Consider the following 16,597-nt stretch of genomic DNA (forward strand, 5'->3'; position numbering starts at 1 on the left):
ATGTCAATCCAACGCCCATGGCGAAAGGCGATGCATCGCGAATCGAATGCGCAGGGATCGGCGAATCCCGTAACGGATTCACGTATCATCGGGCGCTTTCCATCGCCTCCAACCACGATGAGCCTGTTCAGCACGCTCTTCCGCAAGAAACGTCCGGCTGACACTATCGACGCCACGTCGGCAGCCGCCAGGCAAGACATGCAGGACACGCCGAAGCAGGAAAGCGGCGGCGAGATCGCGCCCGAACTCGCGCATGCGTTGGCGGCGTTCAAGGCCGGTCGCTACGACGACGCCATCGCGTCAGCCACGCCGCACACCGGGCGTTTCGCCGACGCGAGCCGCTTGTGCGCACTCAGTTATTCGCAATCGCACCGTTATCCGCAAGCGTTCTCACACTGGCTCGCGCTATTCGAGCACGAACCCACGGCGCACAACGCCGTGCAACTCGCGACGACCTCCGTCATGTGCGGCGAAGTCGAACGCGGAGAAGCGTGGCTGACGAAGTCGATGCAGGTGAATCAGGAAACGCACGAGCAGTCCGATGTGTCGGCGCGGACGAACTTTCTTTCGGCGCTGGTTCAGCGCGGCTATCTGAGCGAAGCGCTACCGCATATCACGTGGATGCGCGATGCCTACGCACATCTGCACATCACCGATTCCACGTTCCTGTACATGCGCGGCGTGCCGTTCTTCGAGACTTTTCTGGAAAAGAGTCTGCCCATTCTCGAAGGCAATCTCCCGCGTGAAGACGTCGTGAACTGGTATCGCGAACTCAAGGGCAAACTCGACGAAAGCGGCGAAGCCCAGCTTGCTGACTGGATCGGAAAACTGCAAACCGAATTGCGCGCGAAACCGTAATTCGAGCGGAATGACGTGGGAAAATAAAAAGCCGCTAACCGAAAGGCTAGCGGCTTTTTTTACACAGACAGTTTTATCAATTCCAACGCGTCGCCTTAATTAATTTCCGACAGGCGACTTCACGCTCGGCGTAGCCAGCGTGTTGTTGGTCTTCGGCGCGGGGGTGGCGGTCGTGGCGCCGTTATTCATGCCCGGTTGTTGACCCATGTTCGAGCCAGGCGCGCTCATGCCGCTGTCCGAATTGGTTGCGCCAGGCATGCCGTAACCGCTCGTCGTGTCGTTCATCTGATTCGTTGCCGGATTGGCCGTCGCGCCATGACTCGACGAACCGCTGCTCATGCCGCCGCTCGTTTGTGCAAACGCGCCGCCGGACAGTGCCAGTGCCGCAACGGCTGCCAATAAAGTGCCAGTGCCCTTTTTCATGATCCGTTCCTCCGTGAGTTGGACAGGAAGATCGGCGCACGCAAACGCGCAGGCTCGATCATGACTTGCATTGCGCAATCACCGTGCCGCGCGATTTTTATTAGCGTTTCGAATTGAATATTCGTATCGCATCGAATGATTCTTTGCTCATTATTTGGGATTACGGATGATCAGTGTTTACACGAATGGGTCACGTCCTCGTTCTTTTCATAATATCAACGCACTAAATCGACAAGCGACGATACGAGACAACCACCCAGGAGGCACCGTGACGGGCATCCGGCTGAGCGGCGTAACGAAGCGGTACGGAGACACCGAGGTCATTACCGGCCTCGACCTCGACATTCACTCCGGTGAATTCCTTGTTTTCCTCGGCCCGTCCGGATGCGGGAAATCCACCTTGCTACGCATGATCGCCGGGCTCGAAACCGTGAGCGACGGTCAGATCAGCATTGGCGAGCGGCGCGTGAACGAGCAGCCGCCCGGCAAGCGCGGCGTGGCGATGGTGTTTCAGCATTACGCGCTCTATCCGCACATGACCGTCTACGACAATATGGCGTTCGGTCTGCGCAATACGGGCGTGAACGCGGGCGAGGTCGACAAGCGCATTAACGAAGCCGCCCGCATGCTCGAACTCGGCACCCTGCTGCAACGCCGTCCGGCGCAGCTGTCCGGCGGGCAGCGTCAGCGCGTTGCGATCGGCCGCGCAGTCGTTAAGGAACCCGAAGCGTTTCTGTTCGACGAACCGCTCTCGAATCTCGACGCCGCGCTGCGAAATCGCACCCGGCTCGAACTCGCGCGCATTCATCAACGTCTGCACGCCACGATGGTATTCGTCACGCACGATCAGGTCGAAGCGATGACGCTCGCCACTCGCATTGTGGTGATGAACCGCGGGCGTATCGAGCAGATCGGTGCGCCGCTCGACATCTACCGCCGCCCCGCTACGCGCTTCGTGGCGGGCTTTATCGGCGCACCGGCGATGAATTTCATCGACGTCGAACGCGCAGGCGAGAACGGCGGCAGGCTGACCGTTGCGCTGCCCTTCGACTCCGTGACCGTTCCCACCGCCGTCGCGACCTCCAGCCTGCCTGCGGGCAAGCTCACGCTGGGCGTGCGCGCCGAACATGTCGTGCTCGATCCGCAAGGGCCGATCACGGGCCGCGCCGAAGTCATCGAACGGCTCGGCGACCGCTCGCTCGCCCACGTGAGCCTGCCCAACGGCCAGTTGATCGTGGCCGAACTGCCGCGCGAGCGCGAACTCGAAACCGGAGACGAGGTCCGCCTGAGTCTGGACGCGGCGCACCTGCATCTGTTCGACGAAACGGGCGCGGCATATCATGGCCTCTGACCGCTCGCTCGCCATGCCGCTGCCGACCACCCGCGAGGACCGCCGCCGCAAGCTGCGCGCGCCGTGGTCCAACGCGCTGTTCGTGTTGCCTTTCGTGATCGTCTACGTGCTGCTGCTGATCGTGCCGCTCGCATTCGGCTGGTGGCTCAGTCTTCAACGCGTGGATCTGCTCGCGGGCACGAGCGACTTCATCGGCATCCGCAATTACCTCGACCTCGCGCTCGATCCGATCTTTCGCGGCGCGATGCGCAACACGTTCTATTTCGTCATTCTGACCGTTCCGGTTTTCGTGCTGCTCGGTCTCGCGCTCGCACTGGTGCTGAACCGCCCCGGCCGCTTCGGCGCCGCATTGCGCGCACTCTTTTTCGGTTCGTCGGTGTTGTCGGTCACCATCGTCACGCTGGTCTGGAAGCTCGTGATGATGCCCGGAAACGGTCTGCTCGCCGATGTGAGCCACGCACTCCATTGGCCCGAATTCCTGCCGCTGATGCACGAAGCCACGGCGCTGCCGGCCGTCGCCGTCGTCACGGTCTGGTGGATCGTGGGGCTGCCGATGATGCTCTTTCTCGCCGCGCTCCAGCAGATGCCGCAAGAGCTTTACGAAGCGGCGGCGCTCGACAACGCCACACGCTGGCGCACCTTCACGAAGATCACATTGCCTTCGATCTGGCGCACAGTCGCGCTTGTGGCGGTGATCGAAGCGGTGCTGCAATTTCAGGTGTTCGGTCAGGCGCAACTGCTCACCGACGGCGGCCCGAACAACTCCACGCGCCCGCTCGTGCAGTTCATCTACGAGACCGGTTTCCGCCAATGGTCGTTCGGTTATTCCGCCGCGGCGGCACAAGTTCTGTTCGCGTTGATGCTGATCGGCGTGGTCGCGCAAGCATGGCTGCTGCGTAAAAAGGAGAAGGCATGAGCACGCTCGCTTTCGAATCGCGGCCGCGCGGCGCGCTGGCCGGACGTCTGGGCGATCGCCTGATGCTGGGCGCGGTCGTGGCGCTCGCCCTGCTGTGGATCACCCCGCTGGTCTGGGTGCTGTGTCTCTCGTTCAAGCCGAATGCGTTTCTCGAGCAGCACACCGACGTACTGTTTTCTCCGCCGTTCACGCTGCAAAACTACACGAACATTCTGCAGACCTCGGCGGTGGGCGGCTGGCTGGTGAACAGCCTGATCGTCTCGATCGGCCAGACGCTGCTCACGCTGATGATCGCGTCGCTCGCGGGTTATGGCTTTGCGCGCACGGAGTTTCCGGGCAAGCGCTATGTCTACGTCATTTGCCTTTGCGGACTCGCCGTGCCCGAACAGGCGCTCGTGATTCCGCTGCATCATATCTTCGCGACGCTCGACTGGCACAACACCTACGGCGCACTGATCCTGCCGCGTCTTGCCTCGCCGTTCGGCGTCTATCTGATGACGCAGTATTTCAAGGCGGTGCCGGTCGAGATCGAAGAAGCTGCGCTGCTCGACAATGCCTCGCGTTTCAAGGTGTTTTGGCGCGTCGTGCTGCCGCTTTCGCTGCCCGCGCAAGCCACGCTCGCGATCTTCACGTTTCTCAGCGCCTGGAACGATTATCTGTGGCCGCTGGTATCCGCGTCGAAGCCCGAGATGTACACGTTGACCATCGGTCTCGCGTCCACGCAAGGCAATTTCGCGCAGTCCGAAGGCATCGGCTATCTGATGGCGCAGGCGATCTTCGCCGGGCTGCCCATCTTCGTGCTCTATCTGTTCTTCCAGAAGTACATCGTGGCGGCCGTGGCCGGCACGGCGGTTCGCTAGTCCCCGGCATCACTCGTCCGGCATGGCGTGCCGTTCCATGCACACATGCCTCCGATTTTTATTGATTCGTTATGCAAACAAAATAGCGTCCCGCGCGCGCCGTTCGATTCATTCGCGCCATCCGGACGTCCATAGGAGAGAGACATGAGAAGAACGTTGGTGCGCGGCGTGCTCACACTCGCGGCGCTCGGGCTCGCGGCAACCTTGACCGCGCCGGTGCAGGCCAGGACGGAAATCACGCTGTCGCGCTTTTTCGGCGCTTGCGACGCCGAGTACGGCAAGGTCAACGACGTGAGCAAGGCGTCGGGCGAGTGCGGCATCATCACGACGCTCGTGAATCAGTTCAACGCCACGAACAAGGAAGACATCGTCGTCAAGCCGCAGATCATCGAATGGTCGCCGTATTACACACAGCTCGACGCGCGCATTCTGAGCCGCGATGTGCCGACCATTTCGGTCATGCACGAGGCCGTGCTCGGCGACTACGTGAAGCGCAATCTCGTCGAGCCGCTCGACGACGGTTTCAAGTCAGTCGGCATCGACAAAAACGATTTCACGCCGCATGCGCATCGCGGCGTCACGTTCGGCGACAAGACCTATGCGCTGCCGTTCGACACGCATTCGTGGCTCTGGCACATCAACGTGAATCTGTTCAAGAAGGCGGGCCTCGTGGATGCGAACGGCAAGCCCATCCTGCCGAAAACGCCCGACGAATTGCTCGCGCAGGCGAAGCAGTTCAAGGACAAGACCGGACTGCCCTACTTCGCGGTGCCGATCGCCAATGAATCGGCCGCGCAAACGCGTACGTTCTATACCTGGGTGTATCAGCAGAACGGCACGCTGTTCCCGAATGGGCCGACGAAGATCGACCTGCACACGCCCGCGGCCACCAATGCGCTCACGCTTTACGACAAGCTCATGAAGGCGGGCGACATTACGCCGGGGCTCGACTATGGCGCGGCGAACCAGGCATTTGAAAACGGCAAGGCCGGCGTGCTCATGTGCGGCACGTGGGTGATCGAGGACTTCACGAATCTCTCGAACAAGCCGGGCAGCGCGCTCGCAAACGGCTACGACGTGGTGCCGTTTCCGAACCTGTTCCAGAAGAAGGCCGTGTGGGCCGACGGTCATTCGTGGGTGATGCTCAAGGGCGGCGCGAAGGACGAAAAGACCCGCCACGCCGCGCTGGTGTTCCTGAAGTTCCTCTACGACCACGACGGCGACTGGGCCCGCACCGGCCATCTGCCCGCGCGTCAGTCGGTCATCACCAGCGCCGCGTTTAGCGCGCTGCCGCATCGCGACGCCATCAAGGAGATTTCCAGCACCGGCTATGCGCTGCCGAATACGGTGCCGCGCCAGTTCGCGATCCAGCAGATCGTGGGCGAGGAAATCAGCAATATGCTCTCGACCGGCAAGTCCGTCGCCGATGTGCAGAAGGAAGCGGAACAGCGCACGAACGCCCTGCTGGCGCGTTAAATCCGCCAGCGATTAGTTCGTCATACCAGGTAATCGAGGTAACGGCGCGCAGGCATTGCGCGCCTTCCGATAACGCTCAAAGATGGATAGAGGAACACCATGATCGCTTCACGCCTCATTGTCGACCGCGACTTTGTCGTCTCCGATCTCGACCGGCGCGTGTTCGGCGCGTTCGTCGAACACATGGGCCGCTGCGTCTACACCGGCATTTTCGAACCTGGCCATCCGGAAGCCGACGAAAACGGTTTTCGTCAGGACGTCATGGCGCTCACGCGCGAACTCGGTCCGACGATCGTGCGCTATCCGGGCGGCAATTTTCTCTCGGGCTACAACTGGGAAGACGGCGTGGGCCCGCGCGAAAAACGTCCGCGCCGACTCGATCTGGCGTGGTACTCGACCGAAACGAATCAGTTCGGCACCAATGAATTCATCGAATGGTGCCGCAAGCTCGATATCGAGCCGATGTATGGCGTGAATCTCGGCACGCGCGGCCCCGACGAAGCGCGCCGTTTCGTGGAGTATTGCAATCACCCGGGCGGCACGGCGCTGTCCGATCTGCGCCACGAACACGGCCACGAAAAACCTCACGACATCAAGTTCTGGTGCCTCGGCAACGAGATGGACGGCCCATGGCAAATCTGCCGCAAAACGGCCGAGGAATACGGGCGCGCCGCGCTCGAAACGGCCAAGCTGATGCGTTCGGTCGATCCCACGATCCAGCTTGCGGCCTGCGGTTCGTCCACGCATGAGATGCCTACGTATGGCGCGTGGGAAGACCGCGTGCTCGATCATTGTTTCGAGCAGGTCGATTTCATTTCGCTACATACTTACTTTGAAAACAAGCGCGATTCGACCGCCGAATTCTTCGGCAATATCGAAGTGATGGATCTGTTCATCAAGGAAATCGTGGCGGTGGCGGACAGCGTGGCGGCGCGCAAGCATTCGTCCAAACGCATCATGCTTTCGTTCGACGAATGGAATGTCTGGTACAAGGCGCGAACGATCAACGATTTGCGCAAGCCCGGCTGGCCCGAAGCGCCGCGTCTGATCGAAGAAGTTTATAACCACGAAGACGCACTCGTGGTGGGCGGCGCGCTGATCACGATGATGAACAATGCCGACCGCGTGAAGACCGCGTGTCTCGCGCAGCTCGTCAATGTGATCGGGCCGATCATGACCGAGCCGGGCGGCCGCGCGTGGCGTCAAACGATTTTCCATCCGTTCTCGCAGGCCTCGAAATTCGCGCATGGCCGCGTGCTCAAACCGGTGGTCGAATCGGCCTCGTATGAAGCGGAAACGTTCCCTGAAATTCCGTATCTCTGCCCGGCGGTCGTGGACGATCGCGCGACCGGCACGACGGCGATTTTCGCGCTCAACCGGCATTTGAGCGAGGAGATGGAACTGAATATCGAATTGCGCGGACTCGGCAAGGAACGCACGCTCGATCACGCGCTCGAGTTGTATCATGCCAACATGAAAGCGGTGAACACGGTGGAGGCGCCGTCGACGGTGGCGCCGGCGATCAACGACGCCGTGTCGGTCGACGGGGAACGCGTGCGCGCGAAGCTCAAACCGGGCTCGTGGAACGTGATTGTGACGACCGCCCGATAACACGGCGCGGACACGCCGTGCACGATGTCTACGAAGGGGAAGGGATGTTCGAGCGCGAACCGATCGTCGGCAATATCACGACGCAGATCGCCAAGATTATCGGCATGCGCGTGGTCTCGGGCGAGTTCGCGCCCGGCGACGCGCTGCCGGTCGAAAGCGAACTGTGCAGTGCGTATGGCGTGAGCCGCACCACCCTGCGCGAAGCCATCAAGCAACTGGCGGGCAAGCGTTTGATTGCCGTGTCGCCGAAAATCGGCACACGCGTGCTGCCTTTTTCCGACTGGAATCTGCTCGATCGCGACGTGCTCGCGTGGCGGCTCAATGCGCAATTCGACTCGAAGATCGTCGAGGACATTTTCGAAATGCGCATCTGTTTCGAGCCACGCGCGAGTTTTCTCGCAGCGCGTCACGGCAACGAGGACACCGTGCAGATCATCGAGCGGCGTTACCTCGAACTCGTGGCCGCCTACGATCAGTCGGCGCAGCATGGCGTGTCGGCGATTCGCGCGGCGGCGGACGCGAACCTGGAGTTTCACCTCGCGATCATCACGGCTTCGCAGAACGGCATGTTCATCACGATCGGCAATGCGATCAAGGCCGCGCTGCGCGTCTCCTCGGAGATGATGCAGCGCGAGGCCGCGCAGCCGAGCGAGGATCTCGTACTGCACGACGCCGTCCGCGGGCATATCGTGGCGCGCGAAGCGGACGCGGCGGCGGGGGCGATGACGCGTTTGCTGGAGACTTCACGCGACCGGATTCTGCGATACACGACGGCGCCGGTCGGGCCTTGAAGGGGTCGCGGAGGCGACGCGCCAATGCGCCCATCGGGGCGATCGACCGAAGGTTCGCGGGTTCGCGGTGCGCAGCACCCCGCGATCAACGAAGGCGATAACGGCACGCCCTCACGGCATCCGGTCGCGTATCGCCAGCAGCAGGTCGATGTGCCGCTCCACCAGCAGCGGAATCGCCGACTGGCCGTTGATCCATCGACCGATAGTGCGGCGGTCGTAGCCCGAATAGTCGGCGAACGTCACGTGAGTCCAGCCGAGGCGCGCGAGGGCGTAGGAGAGATCTGCGGGTTTCATGACTGTCTCGACGAAAACAACAAAAACGACAAAATGTCCCGCCTCATCGGGACTCAAAGCGACATTTTGTCATGATCGCGCCCGATTTGACACCCCGATTTGCGCGTAAAACGCCCGGCCGGAGACCGTCGAAAGTCATTCCGCGCGCGTTCGGGCGGTTGAACGCCCTCGCGCGACGGACTTTCGCCGCCCCCGCACCGCCCCACTCCGCTCAACGCCGCAAAGCACTCTCCGATCTTGCTGCCGGCTGCAAGAATCCCTTCGCCAGATCATGGTTAACCCCAGGGCGCGAAACTCCTAGACTCTGGTCATCGGTTGCGACAAATCAGCCCAACCGAAAACCAGAAAACCACGGAGGTAGTAATCATGAAGTCCCTGATCCAGGCCGTTGCAGTTGCCGTTGCTCTCGTTGTCCCGGTTGCTTCGTTCGCCCAGTCGAATGGCCCGCTGACCCGCGCCCAGGTTCGCGCCGAACTCGTCCAGCTCGAAAAGGCCGGCTATAGCCCGTCGCGCGGCAACGACCCGCACTACCCCGACGACATCCTTGCCGCCGAAGCCAAGGTTGCCGCGCAGAACAACGCCGTCGGCGGCGTGGCGAACGGTTCGGCCGCTTCGGGCGCGCCGGTCGCCGCAGTGCGCCCCGCCTACGACGGCATGAAGCCGGTCTACTTCGGCCAGTAATCCGCAGCATCGAAGCATCGCTTCAACGTTCACCGCCTCATCGATCCGCTCACTGATCTCCGTGATGCGCGATCTGGGGCGGTAGCGCCGAAGGTTTCAAGGGCCGGATAGTCGTCAGCGCGAGCCCTGCCGCCGCGAACGCGCACGCCGCCGAGACGAGCGCGACGGCGCGCAACGCGTCGGCGATCGCCTCGGCTTGCGCACGCGCGACCGGCGTCGCCAGCGGCACGGAAGCCGGGTTCGGGTTCGCATCCGCATGCGCCGCCGGTTCCAGCGACAACCCGGTCTGCCACGCCTCCCGCGGCACCTGAAGCGCATCGAGCCGCGCCGCGAGCGCCGCATCGTGCGCCCACACGAACACGATCCCCAGCACCGCAATCGCGAGCAGGCTCGCCACGCGCGCCACGGCGTTATTGATGCCGGACGCGACGCCCGTGCGATCGGCCGCCACCGCGCCCATCACGACCGTGGTCAGCGGCGCGACGGTGATCGTCAGCCCGATCCCGAGCACGACGAGCGCGGGAAAAAATCCACTCCAGTAGCCGCCGCCGCGCGCCCACGGCGCCGCCAGCAGCGCGAAACCGATTCCGGCGATGCCCGGCCCCACCGTCAGCAACGCGCGCGCGCCGAAGCGGCTCGTCAGACCGCCCGTGAAGCGCGAGAGCAGGCCGATGATCACCGGCACCGGCAGCAGCGCCGCGCCCGCCTGCGTCGCGTGATAGCCATGCGCGCGGATCAGCGTGAACGGCAGGAAGAACAGCGCGCCGCCCAGCCCGAAATACAGCAGCAACGTCACGAGATTCGCGCCGCTGAAGTCGCGCGAACGGAACACGTCGAGCGGCATCATCGGGTTCTCGCTGTGCGCCTCGATCCACACAAAAACGCCGAGCAAGAGCACGCCCGCGCCGATCGAACCCAACACACGTGCCTGCGCAAAACCGAGCGTCGACGCCAGCGTCAGCCCGAACGTGAGCGCCGCGAGTCCCGCGGCCGCCGCCAGCGCGCCGGGCCAGTCGAGCCGCTCGGGCGCATCGGCCTTGTGGCTGTTCGGCACCGAAGCCAGCGCGAGCGCAGTCGTCAGCACGGCGAGCGGCACGTTCAGGAAGAAGATCGCGCGCCAGGACAGCGCGTCGACGAGCCAGCCGCCCGCCACCGGCCCCACCGCCGACGTGATCGCGCCCACGCCCGCCCAGGTGCCGATGGCGCGTCCGCGCGCGGCATCGTCGAACACCGCGCCGATGATCGCGAGGCTGCTGGGCACGAGCAAGGCCGCGCCGATCCCCTGCACCGCGCGCGCGGCGATCAGCGCTGCCGCGTTCGACGCGAATCCGCACGCGGCCGACGCGAGCGTGAACAACGCGATGCCCGCGATGAAAATCGTACGGCGGCCGAGTTTGTCGCCCATCGAGCCGCCTACCAGCACGAGCGAGCCGAGAAACAGCAGATACGCGTTCACGACCCACTGCATGGCCGCGACGCTCGCGCCGAGTTCGGCCTGAATCGACGGCAGCGCCACGTTGACGACCGAGCCGTCGATAAAGGCCATACTCGAGCCGAGTATGGTGGCCGCGAGCGCGAGACGCTTGCGCCGGCACGGCCGGTCGACGGCCGTGGGCTGCGCGCGGATGACGAGTTCATCGCACGGGCTCGCCTGCGCGGCGACCGCGTGTGTGGACTTCGGTACGGATTTCGCGGCGGAAGTCGATTCGCGCTCGACGAGATCGGGATTGGCCACATTCGCTCCGTGTCGGCGTGGCGCTGGCTGGCGTCGCGATCGTCGCGAAGTTGCGCCGAATCACCCGCACGCCCGCGATAATCGACGGATCGCCAGAAATTGATGACAATGCCACGCTCAAGCGTAGGTGAATCAAGCGCCGCATTCAAATCCGGCGCGCAATCAGGAAGACAACATGAAACGACTGCTCCTCGCTGCGCTCGCGGCCGCCTCATTCGCCACGGGCGCACACGCGCAAAGCAACACGCCCGGCCCCGTGGCCACGCCGGCCGGCACCGTGCAATTCGTGCGCGACGACCGCGATTTCGTCGTCATGATCAACAACGAAATTTTCGATCGATTCGACGCCAAAACGCTCACCCATTTCGACGAAGTCGCGCGCGACAATCAAACCGTCACGCGCATGCTGGTGCAAACCGCGTTCGGCCCGCTGCTCTACGATTTCAGCCGCCGTCCGCCCCTCGTGCAACGCGCGAGCGCACGCCTGACCGTCAAGCGCGTCTTCTGGCAACCCGGCGAAGTCGTGATGCAAGGCCCCGACGGCTGGTATCGCATTCAGGACGGCAAGCTCACGAAACTGCAATCGACGAAATCGATCTATCACTGATCGACCACTGATCATTTACCGGTCATACACGCGCGATGGAAACTCAACGTCTTGTCATGCGCCCGCCTGAACTTCGTGATTTCGACGATCTGTACCGCATGTGGTCGGATCCGGAAGTCGTGCGTTTTGTGACCGGCGCGCCGCTCACGCGCGAAGACGTGTGGGCGCGTCTGCTTCGCAGCATGGGGCATTGGGCGGCGCTCGGCTTCGGCCACTGGATCGTCGCTGAAAAATCGACTGCGGCCTTTGTTGGCGAAGTGGGATTCGTGCGCTATATGCGCGGCATTAGTCCCACATTTGACGCGAGCCCCGAAATTGGCTGGATGATCGCGCGCCAGGCGCAACGGTTCGGTTATGCGTCGGAAGCGATTGCCGCCGCGCACGGTTGGGCGCATACGCGTTGGCCCGATACGGAAACCGTCTGCATCATTTCGCCCGAAAACACGGCTTCGCTGAAAGTCGCGAGTCGATTCGATTATCGGCAAGAGTTCGAAACGACCTATAAAAACAAGGTTGTTTCGGTGTGCAGGCGGGCGTATTCAGTTTGATTCAACCACATTCAGCGACGTTTTCTCTCGGCGAAATGCGGCTCGTTCGACACGCACGCCGTAAGAAACGCCATTACCGTTTTGACCGCTTCGGTGCGGCGTAAATCCGGATACGTCACGAGCCAGAGCGGCATCTCGGGCGGCGCCGATTTCGCATCGAGTCGGACGAGTGCGGGATCGCCGTCGCCAATCAAGGTCGGCAGCAAGGCCACGCCCATGCCATTGCGCGCCGACGCCTGCTGGCCCATCACATCGCTCGTTTCGAAAATAACAGGCCGCCCGTCGAGATAATCACGCAGCCAGCGCTGATGGCTCACGTGATCGAGCGCGGCCTCATAAGCGATGAATTCCCATTGATTCGCGGGCCGCGCGGCGTAATCGCGGCTCGCATACAGTCCGAAGCGAATCGCACCGATGCGCCGCGTGACGAGACTCGCCTCTTTGGGCTCGACCATGCGAATGGCGATATCGGCGACGCCGCGATCCAGCGGCGCAATGCCCGCCGCGCCTTCCATCACGATCTTCACGTTCGGATTCGCTTCGCGAAACGCACGCATGTTGGGCGCGATGCAATGACTGCCGATCGTCGGCGGCACGCTGATGCGCACCGTGCCGGATAACGCAGCCGACGCCCGCAACGCATACGCCTCGACGGCCTGCGCGCTGTCGTGCATCGACGCGGCCAACGCGGTAATCGCCTCGCCTTCGTCGGTCAAACGCACGCTGCGCGGCAATCGATAAACGAGTTTCAGGCCCAGCGCCGTTTCGAGCGCCGCCACGCGCCGCCCGATGGTGGCGTGCTCGACCGCGAGTGCGTTCGCCGCGCCGGAGAGCGTCCCCACGCGCGCGAGCACCAGAAAATAGCGCAAATCCTGCCAGTCGAACATAGCGACTTCCGCACAGAGTGTGTGAATAAACAGGGAATTCCCTTTGAATGCGCACCAGTCTAATCTGGTTTATCGAAGGGCGTGAGAGGCGCCTTCCATGAACTCCGGAGATTCGCCATGATGTACGAACTCACCACTTTGTCGTCGCATATTCTGAAGCTTCCGCAAGTCATCGACCACGCGCAAAGGTGGCTCGATCAGGCGGACACGCCGGACCGTTTGCTCGGCATCTGGACATCGGAAAACGGCAGACTCGGCAGCGTGCGCTTGCTGCGAAGTTTCGCGAATGCCGATGCACTCGCGCAAGAGCGGATTCGCGAACTGCATCACGCCGATCCTTTTGGCGCGGCCAGCAGCGCATGCACATTCGAATCCGAAAGTTATGCCGCGTTTCCCTTTTTACCGGACGTGAAACCCGGTATTTTCGGGCGCTATTACGAGTTCCGCACTTACTGGCTGAATCCCGGCGGACTCCGGCCGACCATCGACGCATGGCAAGCCGCCATGCCCGAGCGCTCGAAACGCTCGCCGTTGACCGTGAATATGTTTGCGCTCGACGGCGCGCCGCGCATCACGCATATCTGGCCGTGGCAGAGTCTCGACGAACGCATTGCGATTCGCGCGCAATCCTACGCCGATGGAATCTGGCCGCCTGTTGGCGGGCCGCAGCAGTTTTACGAAGCCACATCCACGATCTGGATTCCGGCAGCGGATTCGCCGCTGCGCTGAGCGCGTCAGACGTTGCGGCTCATGGGGCGTGCGCCGCCAGGCGGCAGACCGAACAGCCGTCTGACCGCATTGAGAAACGCACCATAGGGCCGCCCCAGTGCGAGCATCATGATGGCCGCGCCCAGCACGCCGCGCCAGAATCCGCGACCCGATGCGCCGCTGATCGCGATGATCGCCGCGTAAATCGGCACCTGAAAACTCACGAGCGCCATGCTGTCCCAGAGCACGCGCGAGAGGTGGCCTCGTCCCGCAAAGCGCATCACATAGTCGCGCCAGATGCCATAGGGACGCGCGACGGGAATCATCAACGCCGCGCCCAGCAGACGCGCGTGCGCGACCTGATCCCACTGCATACCCGCAATGAATCGTTCGTTGATGATGCCCGTGGTGGTGAAGAACACGATGAGCGCGGTCGTGTCCGCGATAAAGGCGCGTCGGCGATCCACGTTGGCGGTGCACTGAATCGACATGTCGAAAACAATTGGACGGAGTGCGCAAGAATTCGCTGTTGCCGCACGAACCATACCCGCGCGTTGCTTAGACGATCTTTGTTGACAGCGCAGAGATCGCGTGCGCAAACGGATAAGATCCGGATCTGGTCGCATCCCGCTTGCGCGTCATGATTTCGTGAAGATTCACGTTTTTCAACGCCAATTTTCGGATCACGCGATCGTCAGCGTATAGCTATAGAAAATCTCGTCGCGCTTCCAGCCGAGCGATTCGTATAACGCTTGCGCTTTGAGATTGGTTTTTGCGGTGGTCAAATCCATGCGCACTTTTCTATCGCACTTCGCGTGCGCCGCTGCGGCCTGCAATAGACGCGTCGCGACGCCCGAACGTCGCGCGTGCTCCGCTACGAACAGGTCATACAGAACATAAATCGGCGCGGCTTCGACCGAGCAAAACGACGGGTAAAGTTGACAAAAACCGGCCAGCGCGTGATCACCGCCATCGCTGCCATCGCCACTATCGGCGACCAATATCACCGACTCGTTCGCCTGCGTTCTTTCAGCAATGAATTGCGTGGCGAGCGGCAGATTCGAAGGCTGCTCGTAGAACACGCGATAGTCGTTGAACAGACGCGCCACCGCGTCGAGATCGCGCGCCGCGTATTGCCTGATTTCCATATTCGCCTCGTCTATTCGCTCGAATGCGCGAGCGGATTATTCAGGAAACCGCGACTATACGAGAGCTGTTCTGAGCGCGAAAGAGCCACGCGACGCATTGCAGCTGGATCGAGGCCGTGGGCGCGGCATCCGGACTCGTGATCGGACGCGCCATCATCGCGGATACCTGCAGCAAGCACGTGTCGGCGAAGGTCTACGCCGTGGTGTATCCGCTGGTGTCGTTGTCGCCGGCGCTCGCGCCCGCTATCGGCGGCCACCTGGCGGCGGCGTTCGGCTGGCATGCGGATTTTCTGTTCGTCGCGGCCTTCGCGGCCGTGGCGTTCGCGCTCGTCTGCGCGGTGCTGCCGGAAACGCATCCGCGCGCGTCGCGCAGCCGCGTGACGTCGCTTGAGGGGTTCGGCGCGGTGCTGCGCGACGGCGCGTTTCGACGCTACACCGTCGTCGTGTGCTGCATCTATGGCGCGTGGTTCGTCTATCTGACTCAATCGCCATTTCTGTTCGCGCGGCTCGGCCTCGGCGAAGCGCATCTCGGCTGGATGTATCTGCCGCTCACGGGCGGCATCATCGTCGCGAATCTGCTGGCGCGGCGCTGGCTCGATCGCTGGCCGTACGATCGCATCGTGACGATAGGCGTGGTCAGTTTCCTGCTGGGCGGCTCGGCGTTTCTCGTCGTGGCCGCGCTCGGCGTGACGACGATTCCCGCCGTCGTGTTGCCGATGTGTCTCGTCAGTCTCGCCAATGGCTCGGCGCTGTCGCTCGCGGTATCGGGTGCGATCGCCGCGCCGCACGGACGCGCGGCCAGCGCGTCGGGACTCGTGGGGTTCTGCCAGATCGGCAGCGCCGCCTTGCTGGCGAGCGGCGTCAGCGCCGTGTTCGGCACGAGCCTGACGGTGGTGGCGATTTCAGTTTCGGCACTCGGGCTGCTCGCGCTCGGTGCGTGCCTGAGCGGCCCGCGTGCCGCGGCCTTCGCCACTCGCGCCTGATTCGTCGCGTTTGCCTGGTCGCTTACAACCCTTCGACGATCGCAATCTGCGCGACGCAATGCCCGTCGCGCTTCAGTTTCGCCGACTGATACTCCGGCGAGTTATAGCAGTCCAGCGCCGTGTCCATGTCCTTGAATTCGATCACCACATGGCGCTGGAACGTCTCGCCTTCGAGCGTGCGCGACTCGCCGCCACGCGCCAGAAACACCGCGCCGTACTTCTTGAACGCCACCGGCGCGATGTCCGTGTAGTCCTTGTATTTCACCGGGTCCAGCACGGTGACATGCGCAATCCAGTAAGCCGCCATCTCTTCCTCCTGTTTCCAGATCAGTCTCTGGCGCTCGCGCGCCGGTTCGTCGAACCCTAACCCAACGGGCCGTTTTTTCCCACGATGCCGGGCCTGCGCCGGATCGATAGGGTTAACACGCATGGTACGCCGTACTATGGCATACCACAATGCCTTCCATCATCAACGGACCCAGGAACCTTGCTATGAGCCTGATTCGCAAATCCATTCTTCACGTCGAAACCGTCTATGTGGATGGCGACAAAGCCGCTGCGAAGCCGCTCAAAATGATCGGCGCGGCGGTGGTCATCAAGAACCCGTGGGCGGGCCGCGGCTATGTGGAAGACCTCTCGGCGGACATCCGCGCGATTGCGCCGCAACTGAGCGAGCACCTCACCAAGCTGATCATCGACGAAGCCGGTTCGGGCGATGCG

The 16,597-nt window shown here is 62.6% G+C and carries 20 protein-coding genes; 13 read left to right on the plus strand and 7 right to left on the minus strand.

What is annotated here, in order from left to right:
- Nucleotides 1-117 precede the first annotated feature (117 nt).
- A complete protein-coding gene (locus SB764_RS32865; RefSeq protein ID WP_183714865.1) occupies nucleotides 118-858 on the plus strand; it encodes a hypothetical protein in 741 nt (246 codons plus the stop codon).
- 99 nt (nucleotides 859-957) lie between these two features.
- Here SB764_RS32865 and SB764_RS32870 read toward each other — a convergent pair whose 3' ends face one another.
- Entirely contained in the window at nucleotides 958-1,281 is a 324-nt protein-coding gene (locus SB764_RS32870) for a hypothetical protein (RefSeq protein WP_074982070.1), read from the minus strand.
- Nucleotides 1,282-1,549: 268 nt separating this feature from the next.
- Between SB764_RS32870 and SB764_RS32875 the strand changes: the two genes are divergently transcribed.
- The 6 genes from SB764_RS32875 to SB764_RS32900 all read left to right on the plus strand — a co-directional run bounded on the left by SB764_RS32875 (nucleotide 1,550) and on the right by SB764_RS32900 (nucleotide 8,286).
- Nucleotides 1,550-2,632, plus strand: coding sequence for an ABC transporter ATP-binding protein (locus SB764_RS32875; protein WP_410865972.1), 1,083 nt, complete (start codon nucleotides 1,550-1,552; stop codon nucleotides 2,630-2,632).
- The gene (locus SB764_RS32880) at nucleotides 2,622-3,548 is read left to right on the plus strand and encodes a carbohydrate ABC transporter permease (protein WP_410865973.1); all 927 of its coding nucleotides are present in this window, start codon (nucleotides 2,622-2,624) and stop codon (nucleotides 3,546-3,548) included. The genes SB764_RS32875 and SB764_RS32880 overlap by 11 nt, the downstream gene beginning before the upstream one ends.
- Complete coding sequence (locus SB764_RS32885) at nucleotides 3,545-4,408, plus strand: carbohydrate ABC transporter permease (protein ID WP_065060801.1); 864 nt, start codon at nucleotides 3,545-3,547, stop codon at nucleotides 4,406-4,408. The genes SB764_RS32880 and SB764_RS32885 overlap by 4 nt, the downstream gene beginning before the upstream one ends.
- A 144-nt stretch (nucleotides 4,409-4,552) precedes the next feature.
- Entirely contained in the window at nucleotides 4,553-5,884 is a 1,332-nt protein-coding gene (locus SB764_RS32890; protein ID WP_065060802.1) for an extracellular solute-binding protein, read from the plus strand.
- A 99-nt stretch (nucleotides 5,885-5,983) separates the two neighbouring features.
- Nucleotides 5,984-7,495: an alpha-N-arabinofuranosidase gene (locus SB764_RS32895; RefSeq protein ID WP_410865974.1), complete on the plus strand. Its 1,512-nt coding sequence runs from the start codon at nucleotides 5,984-5,986 to the stop codon at nucleotides 7,493-7,495.
- A gap of 17 nt (nucleotides 7,496-7,512) precedes the next feature.
- Nucleotides 7,513-8,286 carry a FadR/GntR family transcriptional regulator gene (locus SB764_RS32900; RefSeq protein WP_410865975.1) on the plus strand — a complete coding sequence of 258 codons (774 nt, stop codon included), beginning with the start codon at nucleotides 7,513-7,515 and terminating at the stop codon, nucleotides 8,284-8,286.
- Nucleotides 8,287-8,397: 111 nt separating this feature from the next.
- Here SB764_RS32900 and SB764_RS32905 read toward each other — a convergent pair whose 3' ends face one another.
- Nucleotides 8,398-8,580, minus strand: a complete 183-nt coding sequence (locus SB764_RS32905) for a helix-turn-helix domain-containing protein (protein WP_065060805.1) — start codon at nucleotides 8,578-8,580, stop codon at nucleotides 8,398-8,400.
- Between the two features lie 366 nt (nucleotides 8,581-8,946).
- Between SB764_RS32905 and SB764_RS32910 the strand changes: the two genes are divergently transcribed.
- The gene (locus SB764_RS32910; protein ID WP_065060806.1) at nucleotides 8,947-9,261 is read left to right on the plus strand and encodes a DUF4148 domain-containing protein; all 315 of its coding nucleotides are present in this window, start codon (nucleotides 8,947-8,949) and stop codon (nucleotides 9,259-9,261) included.
- A gap of 49 nt (nucleotides 9,262-9,310) precedes the next feature.
- Here SB764_RS32910 and SB764_RS32915 read toward each other — a convergent pair whose 3' ends face one another.
- A complete protein-coding gene (locus SB764_RS32915) occupies nucleotides 9,311-10,996 on the minus strand; it encodes an MFS transporter (protein ID WP_408583316.1) in 1,686 nt (561 codons plus the stop codon).
- Between the two features lie 175 nt (nucleotides 10,997-11,171).
- Between SB764_RS32915 and SB764_RS32920 the strand changes: the two genes are divergently transcribed.
- Nucleotides 11,172-11,603, plus strand: coding sequence for a hypothetical protein (locus SB764_RS32920; RefSeq protein ID WP_074982222.1), 432 nt, complete (start codon nucleotides 11,172-11,174; stop codon nucleotides 11,601-11,603).
- Between the two features lie 56 nt (nucleotides 11,604-11,659).
- Nucleotides 11,660-12,151, plus strand: coding sequence for a GNAT family N-acetyltransferase (locus SB764_RS32925; RefSeq protein ID WP_231957589.1), 492 nt, complete (start codon nucleotides 11,660-11,662; stop codon nucleotides 12,149-12,151).
- Nucleotides 12,152-12,162: 11 nt separating this feature from the next.
- On the opposite strand, the gene SB764_RS32930 is transcribed toward SB764_RS32925, so the two are convergent.
- Nucleotides 12,163-13,038 carry a LysR family transcriptional regulator gene (locus SB764_RS32930; RefSeq protein ID WP_321905313.1) on the minus strand — a complete coding sequence of 292 codons (876 nt, stop codon included), beginning with the start codon at nucleotides 13,036-13,038 and terminating at the stop codon, nucleotides 12,163-12,165.
- Nucleotides 13,039-13,155: 117 nt separating this feature from the next.
- Between SB764_RS32930 and SB764_RS32935 the strand changes: the two genes are divergently transcribed.
- The gene (locus SB764_RS32935) at nucleotides 13,156-13,767 is read left to right on the plus strand and encodes an NIPSNAP family protein (RefSeq protein ID WP_065060810.1); all 612 of its coding nucleotides are present in this window, start codon (nucleotides 13,156-13,158) and stop codon (nucleotides 13,765-13,767) included.
- A gap of 5 nt (nucleotides 13,768-13,772) precedes the next feature.
- Here the strand turns inward: SB764_RS32935 and alaE are convergent, their stop codons facing one another.
- Complete coding sequence (gene alaE, locus SB764_RS32940; protein ID WP_065060811.1) at nucleotides 13,773-14,237, minus strand: L-alanine exporter AlaE; 465 nt, start codon at nucleotides 14,235-14,237, stop codon at nucleotides 13,773-13,775.
- Nucleotides 14,238-14,429: 192 nt separating this feature from the next.
- Complete coding sequence (locus tag SB764_RS32945; protein WP_065060812.1) at nucleotides 14,430-14,894, minus strand: GNAT family N-acetyltransferase; 465 nt, start codon at nucleotides 14,892-14,894, stop codon at nucleotides 14,430-14,432.
- A 116-nt stretch (nucleotides 14,895-15,010) separates the two neighbouring features.
- Here SB764_RS32945 and SB764_RS32950 point away from each other — a divergent pair, with 116 nt between their 5' ends.
- Nucleotides 15,011-15,877 (plus strand): MFS transporter, encoded by an 867-nt coding sequence (locus SB764_RS32950; protein ID WP_244144274.1) that lies wholly within the window; start codon nucleotides 15,011-15,013, stop codon nucleotides 15,875-15,877.
- A gap of 22 nt (nucleotides 15,878-15,899) precedes the next feature.
- Here SB764_RS32950 and SB764_RS32955 read toward each other — a convergent pair whose 3' ends face one another.
- On the minus strand, nucleotides 15,900-16,334 hold the full coding sequence (locus SB764_RS32955; protein ID WP_410865976.1) for a DUF1330 domain-containing protein: 435 nt from the start codon (nucleotides 16,332-16,334) through the stop codon (nucleotides 15,900-15,902).
- 35 nt (nucleotides 16,335-16,369) lie between these two features.
- Between SB764_RS32955 and SB764_RS32960 the strand changes: the two genes are divergently transcribed.
- The coding region (locus tag SB764_RS32960; RefSeq protein WP_410865977.1) for an amino acid synthesis family protein at nucleotides 16,370-16,597 on the plus strand (228 nt) is incomplete at its 3' end.

This window comes from Paraburkholderia sp. SIMBA_027 (assembly GCF_046535315.1).
Lineage (GTDB): Bacteria > Pseudomonadota > Gammaproteobacteria > Burkholderiales > Burkholderiaceae > Paraburkholderia > Paraburkholderia tropica.